Annotated in this window: 15 protein-coding genes; 8 read left to right on the top strand and 7 right to left on the bottom strand. The window is 73.9% G+C overall.

Annotated elements, in window-relative coordinates; translation table 11 throughout:
• Positions 1–15 precede the first annotated feature (15 nt).
• The 3 genes from ABD363_RS02755 to ABD363_RS02745 all read right to left on the bottom strand — a co-directional run bounded on the left by ABD363_RS02755 (position 16) and on the right by ABD363_RS02745 (position 2,516).
• Complete coding sequence (locus ABD363_RS02755) at positions 16–810, bottom strand: DUF4253 domain-containing protein (RefSeq protein WP_344599713.1); 795 nt, start codon at positions 808–810, stop codon at positions 16–18.
• A gap of 63 nt (positions 811–873) precedes the next feature.
• Entirely contained in the window at positions 874–1,716 is an 843-nt protein-coding gene (locus tag ABD363_RS02750) for a helix-turn-helix domain-containing protein (protein ID WP_344599712.1), read from the bottom strand.
• Positions 1,713–2,516, bottom strand: a complete 804-nt coding sequence (locus ABD363_RS02745; RefSeq protein WP_344599711.1) for a peptidoglycan-binding protein — start codon at positions 2,514–2,516, stop codon at positions 1,713–1,715. The genes ABD363_RS02750 and ABD363_RS02745 overlap by 4 nt, the downstream gene beginning before the upstream one ends.
• A 306-nt stretch (positions 2,517–2,822) precedes the next feature.
• Here ABD363_RS02745 and ABD363_RS02740 point away from each other — a divergent pair, with 306 nt between their 5' ends.
• Entirely contained in the window at positions 2,823–3,266 is a 444-nt protein-coding gene (locus ABD363_RS02740) for a peptidoglycan-binding domain-containing protein (RefSeq protein ID WP_344599710.1), read from the top strand.
• Positions 3,267–3,345: 79 nt separating this feature from the next.
• On the opposite strand, the gene argS is transcribed toward ABD363_RS02740, so the two are convergent.
• Positions 3,346–5,109: an arginine--tRNA ligase gene (gene argS, locus ABD363_RS02735; protein ID WP_344599709.1), complete on the bottom strand. Its 1,764-nt coding sequence runs from the start codon at positions 5,107–5,109 to the stop codon at positions 3,346–3,348.
• Positions 5,110–5,261: 152 nt separating this feature from the next.
• Between argS and lysS the strand changes: the two genes are divergently transcribed.
• Positions 5,262–7,019 carry a lysine--tRNA ligase gene (lysS, locus tag ABD363_RS02730; RefSeq protein WP_344599708.1) on the top strand — a complete coding sequence of 586 codons (1,758 nt, stop codon included), beginning with the start codon at positions 5,262–5,264 and terminating at the stop codon, positions 7,017–7,019.
• A gap of 397 nt (positions 7,020–7,416) precedes the next feature.
• On the opposite strand, the gene ABD363_RS02725 is transcribed toward lysS, so the two are convergent.
• Both ABD363_RS02725 and ABD363_RS02720 read right to left on the bottom strand, forming a co-directional pair.
• Positions 7,417–8,436 carry a hypothetical protein gene (locus ABD363_RS02725; RefSeq protein WP_344599707.1) on the bottom strand — a complete coding sequence of 340 codons (1,020 nt, stop codon included), beginning with the start codon at positions 8,434–8,436 and terminating at the stop codon, positions 7,417–7,419.
• Positions 8,433–9,380: a nucleoside-diphosphate kinase gene (locus ABD363_RS02720; protein ID WP_344599706.1), complete on the bottom strand. Its 948-nt coding sequence runs from the start codon at positions 9,378–9,380 to the stop codon at positions 8,433–8,435. The genes ABD363_RS02725 and ABD363_RS02720 overlap by 4 nt, the downstream gene beginning before the upstream one ends.
• Before the next feature lie 392 nt (positions 9,381–9,772).
• Here ABD363_RS02720 and ABD363_RS02715 point away from each other — a divergent pair, with 392 nt between their 5' ends.
• From ABD363_RS02715 to ABD363_RS02690, 6 genes are all read left to right on the top strand, one after another.
• Positions 9,773–9,985: a hypothetical protein gene (locus tag ABD363_RS02715; protein ID WP_247464403.1), complete on the top strand. Its 213-nt coding sequence runs from the start codon at positions 9,773–9,775 to the stop codon at positions 9,983–9,985.
• A 170-nt stretch (positions 9,986–10,155) separates the two neighbouring features.
• A complete protein-coding gene (locus ABD363_RS02710; RefSeq protein ID WP_344599705.1) occupies positions 10,156–11,346 on the top strand; it encodes a tRNA lysidine(34) synthetase in 1,191 nt (396 codons plus the stop codon).
• 18 nt (positions 11,347–11,364) lie between these two features.
• A complete protein-coding gene (locus ABD363_RS02705) occupies positions 11,365–13,449 on the top strand; it encodes an FAD/NAD(P)-binding protein (protein WP_344599704.1) in 2,085 nt (694 codons plus the stop codon).
• 4 nt (positions 13,450–13,453) lie between these two features.
• Positions 13,454–14,779: an LLM class flavin-dependent oxidoreductase gene (locus tag ABD363_RS02700; protein WP_344599703.1), complete on the top strand. Its 1,326-nt coding sequence runs from the start codon at positions 13,454–13,456 to the stop codon at positions 14,777–14,779.
• Positions 14,776–15,105: a hypothetical protein gene (locus ABD363_RS02695; protein ID WP_344599702.1), complete on the top strand. Its 330-nt coding sequence runs from the start codon at positions 14,776–14,778 to the stop codon at positions 15,103–15,105. Before ABD363_RS02700 ends, ABD363_RS02695 begins: the two co-directional genes overlap by 4 nt.
• Positions 15,102–16,766: an amidase gene (locus ABD363_RS02690; RefSeq protein WP_344599701.1), complete on the top strand. Its 1,665-nt coding sequence runs from the start codon at positions 15,102–15,104 to the stop codon at positions 16,764–16,766. Before ABD363_RS02695 ends, ABD363_RS02690 begins: the two co-directional genes overlap by 4 nt.
• Here ABD363_RS02690 and ABD363_RS02685 read toward each other — a convergent pair.
• Positions 16,679–18,517 (bottom strand): M28 family peptidase, encoded by a 1,839-nt coding sequence (locus tag ABD363_RS02685; protein ID WP_344599700.1) that lies wholly within the window; start codon positions 18,515–18,517, stop codon positions 16,679–16,681. The genes ABD363_RS02690 and ABD363_RS02685 overlap by 88 nt on opposite strands.
• Between the last annotated feature and the right edge of the window lie 291 nt (positions 18,518–18,808).

Below are 18,808 nucleotides of genomic sequence, written 5' to 3'. Positions count from 1 at the left end.
CCCCGCGCGCCGGGATCAGTCGTCCCACCAGAAGTGCCAGACGGGCCGGTCGAGGACCTGGCTCCCGGCGTAGGCGGCCAGGGTGGTGCCGCCGCCCTGCCGGAGGGCGCCGGGGCAGAACGCGAAGTGCTCGGCGGCGACGGCCGCCGCCTCCCCGAGGGTGGCCGGCGGGGCCGCGACGGACAGCAGGAGGTGGTCGAAGCCGAGCGCCACGACCCGTATGCCGAAGCGGTCCTCCCAGGAGCGCAGGACCGCGCTGAGGCGGGCCGTGTCGCCCTCGTGGCCGACCGGGCCCGTCCAGCCGAGGGCCGTGGGGATGTCGGCGCTGCGCCGGGCCGGGACGAGGGCCACGCGGGGATCCTTCAGGGGCCCGCCGTCCAGGAGGGAACCGGCGACGGCGGCGGCGACGGACTCCGGGTCCGGGACGCCGTCCGGATCCGGGGCGGCGGCCAGGCCGGGCCACCGGTCCCCCTCCGCCGCGCACTCCTCCCAGAGGCCGGCCAGGACCTCCTCGGCGTCGTGGTCCCCGGGATAGGACATCTCCCCGGGCGCCAGCTCCCACTGCCGCGGCCCGCCGTGACCGCCGCCGACGTCGAGGACGACCGGCAGCAGACCGACGGTGCGCGGCACCGACGCCAGCGCGGCCCAGGCGCCGGGCACGGCTCGTTCGTCCGCGCACCACAGCAGCGGTTCGTGCCACGGCCCCTCGGCCGTGGCGTCGATCAGCTCTCCGGCGGGCAGGTCCAGCCCGAGCGTACGGCCGCTCGGATCGGTCACCAGTTTCGGCAGCGGGTTCGGAAGTGTCGCCATGCCGGTGACTGTAGGGGCGGCCACTGACAACGAGCCGGTGACGGAGAGGGCCCCACGAGGGCCCTACCGCACGCGGCCGTCGAAGCACTCCCGCCCGCCGTCCGCCGCGGGCCGGAAACAGGCCCGGACGACGGCGCCGGGGCGGGCCACGGTCATGGGGGTGAAGACGAACTCCTCCGTGTCGAGGCGGTTCTTCACCTGGGCGGAACGGGTGGGGCCGCCCGCGGTCACGGTCAGCCGGTCGCCGATCCGCGTGTTCCACATGCGGGCCCAGCCGGTCCCGCACGCCCGGCTGTGGCGCAGCTCCAGGCGGGCCCCGGTGGCGGTCCGGTAGGAGGCGAGGGTGCTCGGGCCGACGCCGCACCTCATGTGCATCGGGTTCCCGCCCTCGCAGGCGGCCCCCCGGCACAGCGGCCCGGTGACGGAGGAGGAGGGCGGCGGAGCGGACCGTGCGCCGTCCCGGTGCGGCAGGGTGAGGAGGGCCACCGCCACGCCGCCGACGGCCACGGCGCACACCGACGCGAGCACGGCCACCGCCGCCACGCCCCGGTGCCCGGCGGGCCCGGCCCGGGCGGGACCCGGCTCGGCGGGCGCCGCCGCGTCCGGCCGCCGCGGCGGCGTGTCCGGGCCGGCGGGCGTCCCCTCCGTCGCGCGCCCGCTCCACTGCGACTCCGCGATCTCCCACAGCGCCAGGCACCGCCCCTCCGCCTCGCCGGCGAGGCGGCACAGGTCCCGCACAGCCTGGCGCGGCGGCAGGGTCTTGCCGTTGAGATAGCGCTCCCAGGACGACTTGCTGTACGGGGTCTTCGCCGCCAGACCCGCCAGGCTCAGGCCGGTGCGCGTCTTCAGCTCCCGCAGTGCGGCGGCGAGCCGGGCGCGTTCCGGGGAGAGGGCCGGCGGGGTCATCGCCGCAGGGCTTTCCAGGTGTGCGGTCCGATGATGCCGTCCACGACCAGGTCGGCCCGCTTCTGCACGCGCTCCACCGCGCTCCGCGTCAGCGGGCCGTAGATGCCGTCGACGACTCCCGGCGAGAAGCCCGCCCGGCGCAGCAGGCACTGGGCCTCCGCCACCTCCGGGCCCGCGTGGCCCTCCGCCAGGACGGCGTCCTGGGTGCGGCTGTTGCCCGCGTACCAGAGGCCGTCGATCCGCTCCGGGCGGCAGGTGTACCGGGGCGGCCCCGAGGACGACGGCGGCGGCGACGCGGCGGACGACAGCGGGGGCGTCGCGCTCGCCGCGGTGTTCCCGGTGCCCTGGCCGGTGAACCGCACGGCCAGCAGGACGGCCGAGGAGACGGCCAGGACCAGGGCCACCGCCCCCGCCACCAGTGCGACGCGCAGCGAACGCCCGTACGTCCGGGGCTCCTCGGCCGCGGCCGACGACTCCTGCGCCGCCCTGACGGACACGTCGTCCGGCGCGCCGGACGATCCGCGTCCGCGTCCGTCCTCCCAGGCCTCGGCGGCGACCTCGCGCAGGGCGAGCAGCCGGGTCGGGTCGTCACCGGCGATCCGGGCCAGCGCCTCCACGGCCTCCGCGGGCGGCAGGGACCGGCCGCCCAGATACCGCTCCCACGACTTCGCGCTGTATCCCGTCTTCGCCGCGAGCTGCCGCAGGCTCAGCCCGCCGTGGTCCTTCAGGCGACGCAAGCGCACCGCCAACTGCCGGACGCGTGGATCCAGTTCCGAGGGCAGTGGTTTCCAACGCGACATGTTCCCCCTACTCGCGTCCAGGGGCCGCGGGCCGTGGTCGGCGGCCCCGTGCCCCGTCGCATTCTGCACCAGCATCCACGGCCCGTACCGGAACGCGGTTCCCGCACCGGCCCGGAATCGGCCACCGGCCGTCCCGCCGCACCGTCCCGGGGGACGACATCTTCGCAGGTCAGCGCGGGAGGCGTCCCACGAGTACGTCACTTCCACGGCGACTGTGGCGGCCCCGGCCACCGGCCCGCAGCCTTGTTGACGAGCCGGCCGGCGCGGCCGGCCCGCCCAACGCGAAGCAGCAACGGAGGGAACAGAATGCGAGCACTGACCAGGACCCTCGTCAGCGTCACCGCCGCCGCCGGGATCGCGGCCGGAACCCTGGCGGGCGCGGGAACCGCCTTCGCGGACTCCGCGCAGGCCCAGCAGCAGGCGGTGAGCACGGAGGCCGCCCCGCTCGCGGTGAACAACCTCGGCCTGACGACCGCCGAGGCCAAGAAGGTCCAGCAGTGGCTGAAGGCCCACTGGAACTACACCGGCACGATCGACGGGCAGCTGGGCACCAACAGCTGGAAGGCGTTCCAGCGCTGCCTGAAGGCCTACTGGGGGTACACCGGCAAGATCGACGGCATCGTCGGCGAGGGCACGATCAAGGCCCTGCAGCGCCTGCTGAAGGACAGCTGGGGCTACACCGGGGCGATCGACGGCAAGGCCGGGTCCGGCACCAAGAAGGCCTTCAAGCGGTTCGCCAACGGCGTCTGACGACCCGTACGGCACATGCTGCGGCCCGTCCTCCCACGGGGGAGAGGACGGGCCGCGTTCCGTGGGGCGGCGTCGCGTCTCAGAGCCGCTCGGGCGTCCGGATGCCCAGCAGGGCCATCCCCTGACGCAGCGTCCGGGCCGTGACGTCGCACAGGAACAGGCGGTTGGCGACCTGCTCGGGCGTCTCGGCCTTCAGCACCGGGCACTTGTCGTAGAAGGACGTGTACAGCGACGCCAGCTGGTACAGGTACGCCGCCAGCTTGTGCGGGGCGTACTCCGCCGCCGCCTCGGCCACCGTCGCCGCGAACGCGTCCAGGTGCAGGCCGAGCGCCCGCTCCGCCGCCGTCAGCGCCAGCTCCGGGCGGGCGGCCGGGCGCACCTCGCCCGCCTTGCGCAGGATCGACCGGATCCGGGCGTACGCGTACTGCAGGTACACGCTGGTGTCGCCGTTCAGCGAGACCATCTGGTCCAGGTCGAACTTGTAGTCCCGGTTCGCCGACGTCGACAGGTCGGCGTACTTCACCGCGCCGATGCCCACCTGGGCGCCCCGCTCGGCGATCTCCTCCTCGGAGAGGTCCTGGGCCTTCTCCCGCACGACCGCCGAGGCGCGGTCGATCGCCTCGTCCAGGAGGTCGACCAGCCGGACCGTCTCGCCGGCGCGGGTCTTGAACGGCTTGCCGTCCTTGCCCAGCACCGTGCCGAAGGCCAGCTGCACGGCCGTGACGTCGTCGTTCAGCCAGCCCGCGCGCCGGGCCGTCTCGAAGACCATCTTGAAGTGCAGGGCCTGGCGGGCGTCGACCACGTACAGCAGCGTGTCCGCCTTGAGGTGGAACACGCGGTCCCGGATCGCCGACAGGTCGGTCGCCGCGTAGCCGTAACCGCCGTCCGACTTCTGCACGATCAGCGGGACCGGCTTGCCGTCCGGGCCCTTGATGTCGTCGAAGAAGACGCACAGGGCGCCCTCGGAGCGGACCGCGACGCCCGACTCCTCCAGCAGGCGGCAGGTCTCGGCGAGCATGTCGTTGTAGCCGGACTCGCCGACGATGTCCGCGTCCCGGATCTCCATGTCCAGCTTCTCGAAGACGGAGAAGAAGTAGATCTTCGACTCGTCCACGAACTTCTGCCACATGGCGAGCGTGTGCGGGTCGCCGGCCTGGAGGTCGACCACCCGGCGCCGCGCCCGCGTCTTGAACTCCTCGTCGGAGTCGAAGAGCTTGCGGGCGGCCTTGTAGAGGCGGTCGAGGTTCGACATCGCCTCCTCGCCGGTGACCTGGGCGTTCTTGTGGTCCAGCTCGTGCGGGTGCTCGTCCAGGTACTGGATGAGCATGCCGAACTGGGTGCCCCAGTCGCCGATGTGGTGCCGGCGGACCACGTTCTCGCCGGTGAACTCCAGGAGCTTCGTCACCGAGTCGCCGATCACCGCGGACCGCAGGTGGCCGACGTGCATCTCCTTCGCCACGTTCGGCTGGGCGTAGTCGACGACCGTCGTGCCCGGGGCGTCCGCGTACGGCACGCCGAGGCGGCCGGTGTCGTCCGCGTACCGCGCGGCCAGGTTGGCGGTGATCGCCCGGTCGGTGACCGTGATGTTGAGGAAGCCGGGGCCGGAGACCTCGACGTCCTGGATCACGTCGCCGGTGACGACGTGCGAGACGACCTCGGCGGCCAGCTCGCGCGGGTTGGCCTTGGTCTTCTTGGCCAGGGCGAGGATGCCGTTGGCCTGGTAGTCCGCCCGGTCGCTTCGGCGCAGCAGCGGGTCCGCGCCGGCGGCCTCGGGCCGGGTGGCCGAGAGGGCGGAGGCGAGGTGCTGCTGGACGGAGTCGGTGAGAGACGTGACCGAGGCCATGGAGTGGCTGCCGTTCTGCTCGGGTTCGGGACTGCTACAGAAGCCGAGTATCCCACGCGGTGAAAAGCGGTTTTCGCGGATGTGGCCCCGCCTGGGAGAATGGAGCGGTCAGCCGTGCGACCGTACCGGCTGCCCGATGGAGAAAGAAGGACGTGCCGATCGTGGCTCAGAGCACCGAGACCACCGACTGGGTCTCCCGTTTCGCGGATGAGGTCATCGCCGAGTCGGAGCGTCGGGCCCCGGGCAAACCGGTCGTCGTCGCGTCCGGGCTGTCGCCGTCCGGCCCCATCCACCTGGGGAACCTGCGCGAGGTCATGACCCCGCACCTGGTCGCCGACGAGATCCGGCGCCGCGGGCACCAGGTCCGGCACCTGATCTCCTGGGACGACTACGACCGCTACCGCAAGGTGCCCAAGGGCATCGCCGGGGTCGACGAGGAGGCCTGGGCCGAGCACATCGGCAAGCCGCTGACCTCCGTCCCCGCCCCCGCGGGCTCCCCCCACCCCAACTGGGCCGAGCACTTCAAGGCGGCCATGGTCGAGTCGCTCGCCCAGCTGGGCGTCGAGTTCGACGGGATCAGCCAGACCGCGCAGTACACCTCCGGCGCCTACCGCGAGCAGATCCTGCACGCCATGAGGCACCGGCAGGAGATCGACGCCGTCCTCGCCCAGTACCGGACCAAGCCCAAGCCCGCCGACCAGAAGAAGCAGCAGGCCAAGCAGAAGCCCCTCGACGAGGCCGAGCTGGAGGCCGCCGAGGGCTCCGGCGCCGCCGCCGAGGACGACGGCAGCTCCGGTTCCGCCGGGTACTTCCCGTACAAGCCGTACTGCGGCAACTGCGAGAAGGACTTCACCACCGTCACCGCCTACGACGACGACTCCACCGAGATGACGTACGCCTGCACCGCGTGCGGCTTCTCCGAGACGGTCCGGCTGAGCGAGTTCAACCGCGGCAAGCTGGTCTGGAAGGTGGACTGGCCGATGCGGTGGGCGTACGAGGGCGTGATCTTCGAGCCGAGCGGCGTCGACCACTCCTCCCCGGGGTCGAGCTTCCAGGTGGGCGGCCAGATCGTCGGCATCTTCGGCGGCGAGCAGCCGATCGGGCCGATGTACGCCTTCGTCGGCATCTCCGGCATGGCGAAGATGTCGTCCTCGCGCGGCGGCGTGCCCACCCCGGCCGACGCGCTGAAGATCATGGAGCCGCAGCTCCTGCGCTGGCTGTACGCCCGGCGCAGGCCCAACCAGTCCTTCAAGGTCGCCTTCGACCAGGAGATCCAGCGGCTGTACGACGAGTGGGACCGGCTCGACGCCAAGGTCGCCGACGGCACGGCCCTGCCCGCCGACCTCGCCGCGCACGCGCGCGCGGTGGGCACCGCCGCCGGTGAGCTGCCGCGGACGCCCCGGCCGCTGCCGTACCGGACGCTGGCCTCGGTCGCCGACATCACCGCCGGCCACGAGGACCAGGCGCTGCGGATCCTCAGCGAACTCGACCCGGACCAGCCGCTGGCCTCGCTCGACGAGGCCCGGCCGCGGTACGACAAGGCCGAGGCGTGGATCAACACGCACGTCCCCGCCGACCAGCGGACCATCGTGCGCGAGGAGCCCGACACCGAGCTGCTGAAGTCGCTCGACGACCAGGGCCGGGAGTCGATCCGGCTGCTGCTCGACGGACTGGCCGACCACTGGTCGCTGGACGGGCTGACCCACCTCGTCTACGGCGTGCCCAAGGTCCAGGCCGGGTTCTCCGCCGACGCCACGCCCAAGGAGCTGCCGCCGGAGATCAAGACCGCCCAGCGGTCCTTCTTCGCGCTGCTGTACCACCTGCTCGTCGGCCGGGACACCGGCCCGCGCCTGCCCACGCTGCTGCTGGCGGTGGGGCAGGAGCGGGTGCGCAGGCTGCTCGGGGAGTGACGGGCGGGAGGAAGCAGGCGGCACGTGAGCCGTGCAGTCGCCCGTGACGTGCGGGTGCCGGAGACGAGGATCAGGCCCGGAGCGGCATGACGGGAGCCGCTCGCGGTACCGGCACTCCGGCCGGGCTTCTGCGTTTCCGCCGGTCAACGGCCTGGCGGTGAGGAGTGCAGCGGGGCTCGGCAGGCGTGGGGCGGTCTTGGACCGGCCGTCCCGCCCATGGGTGCCCGCGTCGCATGCGGTGACCGCGTCGGGCCCGTGCCCGAGACCGCCGCGCCGCCCCTGAGGACCGCCACGGCGCCCCTGAGGACCACCACGGCGCCTCTGGGAACGCCGGGGCCCCGCACGCACCGCTGCTGCTCGGGCGTGCGGGGCCCCGGGGCGGCCAGGACCGGCCAGGTCAGTGCCGGCGGCCCCGCCATTCGGCGGCGGAGCTGGGCGGGAGCAGGTCGGCGGAGGCCGGCCGGTCGGCGTCCAGGACCTCTGTGGCGACCCGGACGAAGTCCCAGGTGCCGACGGCCGGGTCGGCCGGGTCGAGCAGGCCGCACAGTTCGTCCCAGGAGAGGCGGGCACCACCTGAGACAGCGGACGTGATGCGGGCGAAGGCGTCCGCGTCGGCGACGGCCTCCAGCCGTTTCAAGGTGGCGTCGAGGTCGAAGTCGTTGGCGGGCAGCTCGGCTTCGAGCCGGGCCACCTCCTCGTACGCCTCCTGCTGGGCCCTGCGCGGGTCCGCCTCGCGGACGCGGGTGAGCAGCGCGCGCCGCTCCGGGCGGTCGAGGAAGATGCCGACCTCGCGGACGATGTCGGCGGGCTCGTCGGCCACGTGCACAAAGTTGATGATCTTGTTGGGCGGGTCGAGCACCGTGCGCAGGTGCTCGGGGCCGCGTGCGGCGGGGTCGGCCGAGCCCTTGAGGTCGGCCAGCCGGACCGAGCCGGGTACGGCGGGGTCGTACCGGTCGTCGCGGACGATCAGCAGCAGGGACTCGGTGACGCTGTGCATGAGCGTCATCAGTGCGAGCCGGTCGGTGGTGTAGACGTGCCAGTTGTACCGCCACAGCTCGCGCATGGAGTGCCGGTTGTGCCGGATGCGGGAGCTGGCGAGGACGCTGAAGCCCTGCTCGGTGAGGTAGCGCAGGGTGCGGTCGGCGCGGCGGGCCGCCATGCCGTCGCACTTGAAGCTGAGCAGCCCCAGCGGGCCCAGCGCCGCCGCCGCCGCGGCGCCGGCCGGCTCCGGTGCCCCGGCTCCGCCGGCGGCGCCCGCGGGCGGCCGCGCGCCGAACACGTCGAGGGCGTCCGCCCAGCACTCGCGGAAGTACAGGTCCTCGGCGAAGAGTTCCCGCTTGGTCGCCGAGGCGGTCAGGGCGGACCACTGCGCCTCGTCCGGGACCCGGGGGTCGTGTGCTGCGGGTGTGCTGGTCATGCGGTCGCTCGCTTCCAGGACTGCGGGTCGGGGTTGGTGAGCACCTTGGGGTGGCCCGGTTCGTCGTACTCGATGACGTAGGTGCCCAGGACCGCCAGGTCCCAGCGGTCGGGGCGGGCGCCGAGGGCCTCGAGGTCCGCGGTGAACTGCCGCCAGGCGATGCGTTCGCCGCGTTCCATCCGCGCCAGCGCCTCCCGGACGCTGCCGCTCGCCGGTCCGGGTCCGGCGGCGGCGACGGCCTCGGCGACCGCGCGGAGGGCGTCGGCGAGGGCGAGGGAGCGGCCGGGGGCGGGGAAGTCGTGGAGGGCGCGGTCGAGGGTGGTCTTGTCCTCGGGCGCGAGGTCGCCGGCGGCGAGCGCGGCGTACAGGCCGCGGCGGGCGGACTCGCCGAAGAGCAGGCCCAGTTCGCGTAGCAGGTCGGCGGGTTCGTCCGCCACGTGCAGCTGGCTGAGCACCCGGTTCGGCTGGCCGAGCAGGCTGCGCAGGGTGCCGGGCCGCTGGGCCTCCAGCGTGGCCGACCCCTTGAGCGTGGACATCCGTACGGTGGCGGGGAGCTCGTGGCCCGGGCCGCTGCGCAGCAGCAGCACCAGGGCGGGGCCGGCGCCGAGCAGGAGTTCGTTGACCGCGAGCCGGTCGAGGGTGGCCGAGGTGAGCTGGTAGCGCCACAGCTCCCGCCAGTGGTGCCCCTCGAAGCGGAAGTCGCGGACCGCGGCCACCTCGAAGTCGTGCTCGGTGACGAACTTCAGCACCGGGTCCAGTCTGGCCGCGGCCAGGCCGTCCGGCTTGAGCATGAGCAGGGCGGTCTCCCGCAGCACGGCGGGCAGCCGCCGGGGGCCCAGGACCTCCTCGGCGTCCCGCAGTCCTTCGCGGAACCAGGTCTCGCGGGCGTACAGGTCCTGCTTCTTCTGACTGCGCGTCAGCTCTGACCAGTCGAGCGTTGCCATCGGGCCCTTCCGCCGTGCCGGTGTGTCAGTTGCGTCGGTGTCGGTGTGTCAGGTCTGCCGTCGCCGGGACTCTAGCAGGGAGCGCAATTCGGGACGGAATCACGTGAGACGCGATTTGGGATTGCGGCCCCGGCGCCCCTCCAGGCGAGACAACTTCGATGTTTGAAGCGCCCGCCGGCACCCTCCGGCGAGGGCACGCCGGGTCAATCCGGACATATTCGATGGGGTCCGGGTTCCGTCGGGACCGCCGAGGGCGTCCCAGGTAAAGAAAAGCCCGGGCATATAGGCGCCGGAGGGCCACGGCCGTCCCTTGACGATCGCTGCCGGTATCCGGTTGATTTCCGGCAGCGGGAAATCCCTTCCCGTTCCGACACATAAGGAGGGTGGTTCACATGCGTGAAGCTGTTTCCACCGCTGTGCAGAGCAGCAACTTCAACCTGAAGAACGAGCTCGTCGAGCTCATTCCTTCCGGTGTTGCCGCCGAGCGCGCCGTCATGGGCGTCCGCGAGCTGGAGGCCTTCCGCGCCGCCGGTTCCTTCGTGCCGGCCTCGAAGCACGGCCTCGAGGTCATCACCGGCGCGAGCTGCGAGACCGGCGCCCAGTAATCGAGCCGCCGGGCGGGCCGTACCGCGTGAGCCGGCGGCCCGCCCGGCGCTTGCCGCAGTACCCGCACCCACCTCGGAGCCCATCGCTCCGCGATCTCCCGCCTTTCGTCGCCGGATAGGACAAGGTCATGACCGACACTTCTTCACGCGAGCTCCCCAAGGTTTCCGTTGTGACCTCGCACGGTCGGCAGCTGCTGAGCGGCGGAGCCGACGAGCGCCTGATCGACATCCTCGGCCGCAACCATGTGCCCTGGTCCGCGGTGGCGGCCTATGTGGTGCCCAAATCCGGTGGTGACCCGCGTCTTTCGCCCTCGCTCGACCGCACTCTCGCCGATTTCGAGGACGCCTCCGAAATTCTGCTGTACTTCAACCGGAACGTGAACCCGTTCAATTTCTCGATCGAGAATTTCAAGACGATCGAGAGCGACAATCCGGGCAGCGAGGCGACCGAGTACGTCTACCAGCGGCTCGACAACGAGACGGGCCTCGCGGAGTCGTTCCTGAAGAAGCTCAGCCCCGAGGAGTGCCGCCAGATCATCGCCGACCGCGTCGGCGACACCGTGCGCGCCGCGGTTCCCCAGGGCGCGGACCTGGTCGTCGGCGTCAGCGGCGGCGGCGACAGCAACGCCCTGCTGTACGGCCTGAGCCAGCTCGCCGACCACGGCATCAGGGTCCACCCGGTGATCCTCAAGGGCATCCCCGACTGGGACGCGGGTGTGCCGCGCGCCGAGGCGCTGTGCGAGAAGTACGGTCTCGAACTGACCGTCATGGAAGCCGACGAGGTGAAGCAGCTCCTCGGCATCCCCGCCGACTCGGTCGACCTCATCGACCGGTTCGAGCGCGAGTTCCAGGGCGACGACTTCGAGTTCCTGGGCACGCTGCTGATCCGTCTCGCGCTCTCCAAGGCGGCCCGCGACATCGGCACCCCGTACATCGCCACCGGGGTGAACCTGGAGGACATCGTCTGCGAGAACCTCTACCGGGTCACCACCGGGCTGAAGCCCGCCTCCTTCCCGGCCCGGCAGATCGGTGAGACGACGCTCGTCCTGCCGCTGTGGCTGTGCCCCAAGCGGATCATCGACGGGTGCTTCCCGAAGTACTCCCTGGAGAACTACGACGCCCGCTACCCCTGCTTCTCGCTCGGCCGCAACCTCTACTACAGCGTCGTCTACGCCATGCAGTCGCAGTTCCCCGGCTACCTGGAGCAGGTCGCCCGCGGGCTGTCGCAGCTCAGCCAGCAGGACCCGGTCGAGTACACGTACAACGAGCAGCTGGGCTTCCACGTGGAGCGCACCGTGCCCTTCCCGCTGCTGCGCAAGTTCCAGAAGATGCTCAGCGGTGCGCAGCCGGCCGTCGGCTGACGCGGCGGGACGGCAGGGATGACGGCACACACCGTGGCGGTGGTGGGCGGCGGCCCCCTGTGCACCTACGCCGTGGCGCACCTGGCCGCCGTGCTGCCCGACGCCCCTCCGGCGGGCCCGGTCCGCATCGTGGTCCTGGAGCGCGGCGGCCGGGCCGGGGCCGGCGAGGTGCACAGCGACACCCAGCCGCCGACCGGCTACCTGAACCGGGTGGCCGGGCAGATCGCCTTCGCGCCCGACGAGTCGAGCGACCCGCCCCGCAAACTGCTCCCGGCGGAGCTGCGGCCCACGTTCCTCCAGTGGTGTGCCGAGCGGTACGCGCGCACCGGGCACCCGGACTTCCTGCTGCGGCCCGACGAGGTGCCCCGCAGGTACGTGCACGGCATGGCGCTGCGGGAGATGTTCCTCGGATACGTCGCCCGGCTCGAAGCGGTACCCGGTGTCAGCGTCGAGCTGCGGACCGCCGAGGTGACCGCGGTGAGCAGGACCGGCGGGCCGGGGCCCGCCGACCGCTTCCTGATCCGCTCGTCCGACGGCGCGGAACTCACCGCCGACGAGGTCCTCTTCGTCACCGGCCACTCCTGGAACAGGCCGGCGCCGGGCAGCGAGGAGGAGCGGCTCGCCGCCCACGAGGGGTATGTGCCGACCCCGTACCCGCTGGCGGAGCGGCTGACCGAGCGCGCCGTGCCGGCCGGCCGGCCGGTGGCGGTGCGCGGGCTCGGCCTCACCGCCATCGACGTGCTGCTCCAGCTGACGGAGGGGCGCGGCGGGTCGTTCGTGCCCGACGAGCGGGCGGCACCGCACGGGCTGCGCTATGTGCCCGCGGGCCGGGAGCCCTCGGTGATCGTCGCGGTCAGCCCCAGCGGGGTGCCGGTCTCCGGCAGGCCGGTGAACCGCAAGGTGGCCGACCCGGCGCGGCTGGAGCACACCGGGGTCTTCTTCACGGTCGACGCGGTACGGACGCTGCGCGCCACGGCCGGCGCCCGGATGCGCGACGGACGCCTGGCGCTCGACTTCGACCTGCACCTGTTCCCGCTGGTCGCGCTGGAGATGGCCTGGGTGCACCACCGCACCCTGCGCGGCGACGGCACCGCCGGGCGGCTGCGGGCGGCGGTGGAGCCGCTGTACCGGGACTTCCTCGCCGGGCGCGCGCCCTGGGGCGAGCCCGGTGCCGACGCGCTGATCGCCGCCCTGGAGGCGCCGCTCGCCGGGCTGCCGGACGGTGACGGCGGCCGGTTCGACTGGCGCGCGGTGCACGACCCGCTGCCCGCGGCGTCCGCGCGCACCGGTGACGACGGCGCCGACTGGGCCCGGCGCACCGCCGAGTACCTGCGCCGCGACCATCTGGACGCGCTGGAGGGCAACCTCCGCAACGCGGTCAAGGCGGCCTGCGACGGGGTGTGGCGGGATCTGCGCCCCGTCTTCGCCGAGGCCGTGGACTTCGGCGGTCTCACCCCGGACTCGCACCGCCGGTTCGTCCGGACGCATCTGCGCCACTACAACCGGCTGTCCAACGGGGCCGGCACGGAGCCGATGCGCAAGGTGCTCGCGCTGCTCGACGCGGGGCTGCTCGACCTCTCGGTGGGGCCCTCGCCCGCCGTGGCGCCCGCGGAGGACGGGCAGGCCGGCTTCACGGTCACCGGCGGGCGCACGGGCGTGGTCCGCCGCGTGGATGCGGTGGTCGAGGGCCGGGTGCACCCCTTCGACCCCCGGCGCGACGTACTGCCGCTGTACCGGGCGCTGCTGGACGAGGGCCTGGTACGGCTCTGGCGCAACCGCGGCCCCGCGGAACCGGACGCCCCGGACGCCACCGGCGCCGGCTCCGAGGACGCGGGCGACTTCGTGCCCGGCGCCCTCGATCTCGACGACCGCTTCCACCCGGTGCTGCCCGGCGGCGGCACCGAACCCCGCCTCACCTTCCTCGGCGCGCCCGCCGAGGGGCTGCGGGTCTTCCAGCAGAGCGCCGCGCGCCCGTACTGCAACAGCTCGGTCCTCGCGGTCGCCGCGGAGTGGGCCGAGGAGGCGGTGCGGCGCACGCCGGGCGGCGAGGACGCGCCGCCGCCCGCCACGGAACACACCGCCGAACCGACCACGAAGGGCTGATGCGTTGACACGGCACCCCCACATGCGGCTCGGGGCCTTCCTCTACCCGACCGGCTACCACGTAGCGGCCTGGCGCCATCCCGCTGTGCCGGCCGACGCCGGGGTGAACTTCGCCCACTACGCGGAGCTGGCCCGCACCGCCGAGCGCGGCAGGATGGACTTCCTGTTCCTGCCGGACAGTTCGGCGATGCGCGGCGAGAACATGGACGAGCTCAGCCGCACCGCCATCCGGTACGTGGCGCAGTTCGAGCCGCTGACGCTGCTCGGCGCGCTGGCGGGCGTCACCGAGCGGATCGGGCTGACGGCCACGGTCTCCTCCACGTACACCGAGCCCTACCACACGGCCCGGATGATCGCCTCGCTCGACCACATCAGCGGCGGACGCGCCGGCTGGAACCTGGTGACCTCCCAGAACCCGTACGAGGCCTACAACTTCGGGCTGCCCGAACACCCCGAGCACGACGCGCGCTACGCCCGGGCGGCGGAGTACGCGCAGGTCGTCAAGGGACTGTGGGACACCTGGTCGGACGGGGCATGGCGGGGGGACAAGGCGGCCGGGCGGTTCTTCGACCCGGACGGGGTGCGCCCGCTCCACCACAGCGGCGAGCACTTCTCGGTGCGGGGGCCGCTGAACATGCCGCGCCCGCCGCAGGGGCACCCGGTGACCATCCAGGCCGGCTCCTCCGAGCCCGGCCGTGACCTGGCCGCCTCGGTGGCCGACGTGGTCTTCACCGCCCAGCACTCCCGGGAACAGGCGCTGCTGTTCGCCGAGGACGTGCGGGTGCGTGCCGCGAAGGCGGGCCGTGACCCCGAGTCGGTGGTGGTGCTCGCGGGTGTCTTCCCGTACGTGGGCCGGACCCGCGCCGAGGCCGAGGAGAAGGCCGAGCGGCTCCAGGACCTGATCGATCCGCACGTGGGTCTCGCGCTGCTCTCCAGCGAGCTGGGCCATGTGGACCTCAGCGGCTGCGACCTGGACGGTCCGCTGCCGGACATCCCGGTCTCCAACGCGGGCCGGTCGCGGCGTGACCTGCTGGTGCGGATGGCCGCCGAGGAGGGGCTGACCGTGCGGCAGCTGTACAAGCGGGTGGCGGGCTCCCGGGGCCACCGGCAGGTCGTGGGCACGCCCGAGTCGGTCGCCGACGACCTGGAGGACTGGTTCGGCAGCGGGGCGGCCGACGGTTTCATCGTGATGCCGCCCCAGCTCCCGGGCGGCCTGGACGACTTCGTCGATCTCGTGCTGCCCGAGCTGCGGCGGCGCGGCCTGTTCCGCGCCGAGTACGAGGGCACGACGCTCCGCGACCACCTGGGACTGGAAAGGCCGGGCCGATGAACGCGACGGCTCATGACGGCGGTCGCGACCTGGCGGCCGAGTTCGATCTGGTGACGGCCCGCGCGGGGCTGCCGGTCCCGGCCGAGTGGCGGGCCGGGGCGGTCGCCTCGTACGCCGAGCTGATGGCGTTCGCGGACCTGCTGCGCTCACCGGGGCGGCCGGCCGGCAGCGAGCCGGCGGCCGTGTACCGCATCGAGGAGTGCGACGCCGAGGCCCCCGGGGCCGACGGCGACCGGGCCGGTGGCGCCGGCGCGCCCGACCGGACCGGCGTGGACGACGGGACCCCGGTACCCGACGGGACCGGCGTGGAAGGGGGCCGGCGGTGACGACCACGACGATCGCGCAGGCGGCCCCCGCCGCGGGCACGGCCGCAGACGGCACGGCCGCAGACGGCACGGCCGCCCGGGCCGCGACCGCCGCGCCCTTGGCCACCGGTGTCGCGGCCCCGGCCCAGGGCCCCGCGGCCGAACCGCCGGCCGCGCTCCACGAGCTGTCCGTGGCCCGGGCCGGTGCCCTGCTGCGTTCGGGCCGGCTGTCCTCCACCGAGCTGACCCGGTACACCCTGGCCCGGATCGAGGAGCTGAACCCCCGGCTGAACGCCTTCGTCACGGTCACCGCGGAGCGTGCGCTGCAGGACGCCGCCCGCGCCGACCGGGAGCTGGCGGCCGGGCTGGACCGGGGCCCGATGCACGGCATCCCCTACGCCCTGAAGGACATCTTCGACACCCGCGGCATCCTCACCACCAGCCACTCCTGGCTGATGGCGGACCATGTGCCGCAGGAGGACGCGGAGGTCGAGACGCGGCTCGCCGCGGGCGGCGGAGTGCTCGTCGGGAAGCTGGCCACGCATGAGTTCGCGCTCGGCGGGCCCAGCCCCGAACTGCCCTTCCCGCCCGCCCGCAACCCCTGGAGCACCGACCACTTCACCGGTGCCTCCTCCTCCGGGGCGGGGGCCGCCGTGGCGGCCGGTCTGGTGCGGGTCGCCATCGGCTCCGACACCAGCGGCTCGGTCCGCGGCCCCGCCTGCCACTGCGGCACGGTCGGGCTCAAACCCACCTACGGGCTGGTGTCCCGGCGCGGCGCCTTCCCGCTGTCGTACGCGCTGGACCACATCGGGCCGCTCGGCTGGACCGTCGAGGACACCGCGCTCGCCACCCAGGTGGTGGCCGGGTACGACCCGCGCGACCCCGGCAGCGTCCGGCGGGAGGTGCCCGACCTCACCGCGGGGCTCGGGCTCGGGGTGGAAGGGCTGCGGATCGCGTACGCGCCCGGGTGGTTCCGGGACGATCCGGCGACCTCGCCCGAGGTGACCGCCGCGATCGAGCGGGTGCTCGGGGAGCTGGCGGCGCGCGGCGCCCGGGTGACCGAGGTGGAGCTGCCGCCGTACCGGCTGTTCAACGCCTGCGGCCGGGTGATCATGGCAGCGGAGGCGTACGCGATCCACGAGGCCGACCTGCGCACGCGGCCCTCCTCGTACGGGCGCTACACCTACCAGCGCATCGCCCCGGCCGCCGGGCTGACCGCCGCCGACCTGGTGCAGGCCCACCGGCTGCGGCTGGAGCTGGCCCGCGCGCTGCGGCGGGCGGTGTTCGACGACCACGACGTGCTGGTGACCGCGACGGGGCTGGCGCCGGCGCCCCGGCTGGACGCGTTCCCCGCCGACTGGCCGCCGCCGCGCGAGCTGACCGCGATGCAGACCATCCCCTTCAACGTGACCGGCCATCCCGCGCTCGCCCTGCCGGCCGGCCTGTCCGCCTCGGGACTGCCGCTCGGGATGCAGATCGCGGGCCGCCCCTTCGACGAGACGACGGTGCTGCGGGTGGGGGCGGCCGTGGAAGCGGTCACCGGCCACCCGGCGCGACGGCCCCCGGTGGCCGCGGCAGCCCCCGCTCGCGCCGGTCAGGACTCGGCCAGCCAGCCCGACTCCAGCAGCGCGTCGAAGAGCAGGGCGGTGGTGCCGGACCGAAGCGGGCGGCGCAGGCCGTAGGAGGTGTCGGCCACCACGGCCGCCCGGTCGCGCCGCCCGTCCGCCCGGATGGCGAGGTTGAACAGGACCGACAGGTGGTGCTTGTCCTCGGCGATCATCCCGCCGAGGCGGTCCCTGGTGGCGGGCGGCAGCGCGCCCAGCATGGCCCGCAGGTTCAGCGGGCCCTCCCAGTTGCGGTGCACCGGCCGCCCGCCGCCCGGCCGGCCGGTGCCAGGGTCCCCGCTGCGGCCCTCGGCCAGCGCGCGCGCCTCGGCCGCGGGCGCCCCGGCGGCCAGCGCGCGCAGGGCGGCGGTGCGGCGCGCGACATGGTCGGCGAGACCCCGGCCCCAGTCGGTGCCGGCCCGGCCCAGTCGCCGGACGGTGGCCTCGGCCGCCGCCCGCTCACCCTCGCACCAGCGGTCCACCACGTCCGTCAGCACCGTCCGGGAGGGCCCGCCGGACGCCAGGACGTGGGCGAGCGCGGCACCCGCCGCGGTGGCGCGGACCATCTCCACCTGCGACACCTTGTCCGGTGTGTCGGCCGCCGAGTGGTTGAAGCGGTCGGCGGGATGGCAGAACTGCACGGCCGGGCGGTCCACCGAGGGGTCGGCGTACAGCGCGTGGTCGGAGAAGCCGAGGAACGGTGACGGCGACCAGGTGCCGGGGCTGTGCGCGGTGGCCGCGAAGACCCGGTCCACGACGTGTTCCGCGAGGGGCGCGAGCAGGGTGGGGGTCGTCTCCGGCGGCCGTTCGACGACGAAGGGCGAGCGGCACAGCGCCTGGTCCTCGCCGACCATGTCCAGGTTGATCAGCGCCTCGGGCAGCGGTCCGCCGCCCGGCTGTGAACGGCCGTGCAGGACGGCGGCGTTGCCGAGGAACTCGGCGCCCCAGAAGAAGCGGATCGCATGCCGGGCGCCCGTCCGCGCGTCGGCACGCCGGACGCGGGACAGCGCGGCGGCGGCTCCGAGCAGGGCGGCGACCCCGGAGGCGTTGTCGTTGGCGCTCGGGCGGGGATGGCAGAGGTGGGCCGTCAGCCAGATCTCGCCCCCGGTGCCGTCGCCCGGCAGCACCCCGCTCACCACCGGCATGGCGGCGGTCCGGTCGACGGTCACCTCCGCCCGCGCGACCGCGCCGCGGTCGGCGGCGGCGGCGAGGCGCCGGAACCCGTCGGGCGTGAGACTGAACCCGAACAGGGCACTGTCCGGGGGCAGTTCGATACGGCCGGGATGCTGGTCGTCGTCGGCGCCCTTCCACGGGGCGTCCGTGACCAGGCCGAGCGCGCCCGCGGCCGTGAGTTCGGCGAGCAGCGACCCGCGTACGAAGGCCGCGCGGTCCACCACGGCCACCGCGCCGGCCAGGCCGGGCCCGGGGGGCTCGGTGCCGGTGAGGCGCACCAGGGGGGCGGTGACCCCGCCCGCGGGGGTGGGGGCGGAGTAGGTCGCCACCGTGAAGGGCTGCTCGGCGTGGTCGGCCCGCAGGACCGGCGGGGCGCCGGTGTCCTTCCCCGGGTGGACGGTGAGCCGGGCGGTGAGCGGGGTCCAGGAGACCGGCGCGCGGAAGGACCACCACTGGGGTCTGCCGTCGGCGGCGTAGCGGTCGACGGTGACGTCCGTCAGGCCGGCGGCCTCGGCGGCGTCGGCCACCATGCCGGCGGCCCGCTCCAGACCGAGCGAGGCCTGGTACCGGTCGTAGGAACTCAGGCGGGCCACATGGTCCATGACGTCCTCGGCCGGGACGGCACGCAGCAGGCTCTCCACCGGTACGTCGTCCACGGAAATTCCCCCCGAAATATCGCCCGGAACAGTTCCCGGCAGACCTTACGCGCCGGCCGGCCGCCCCATCTATACAGAAGGCGCCCGAGCCGTCGCAATCGCCGGTCCGTCTCACGTCGTCGCCTTCTTTCTGCGCGGCCGGGGAGCGGGACCGGACCCGGGCTGGCGCGGCCACCTGCGGAAACGTCAACTTGGCTGTGAAGGCAGGGGTGTTGGTTGTCTCATGTGGCGCTTGACGCCCGCCCCGGCCGGCTGTTGCATTCCTGGCGTCGCAATCGAGGAATGAGCGTC

The organism is Streptomyces glaucus, from assembly GCF_039533365.1.
Taxonomy (GTDB): domain Bacteria; phylum Actinomycetota; class Actinomycetes; order Streptomycetales; family Streptomycetaceae; genus Streptomyces; species Streptomyces glaucus.
The sequence above is the reverse complement of the archived record's forward strand: the minus strand, read 5'-3'. Positions and strand labels throughout refer to the sequence as shown.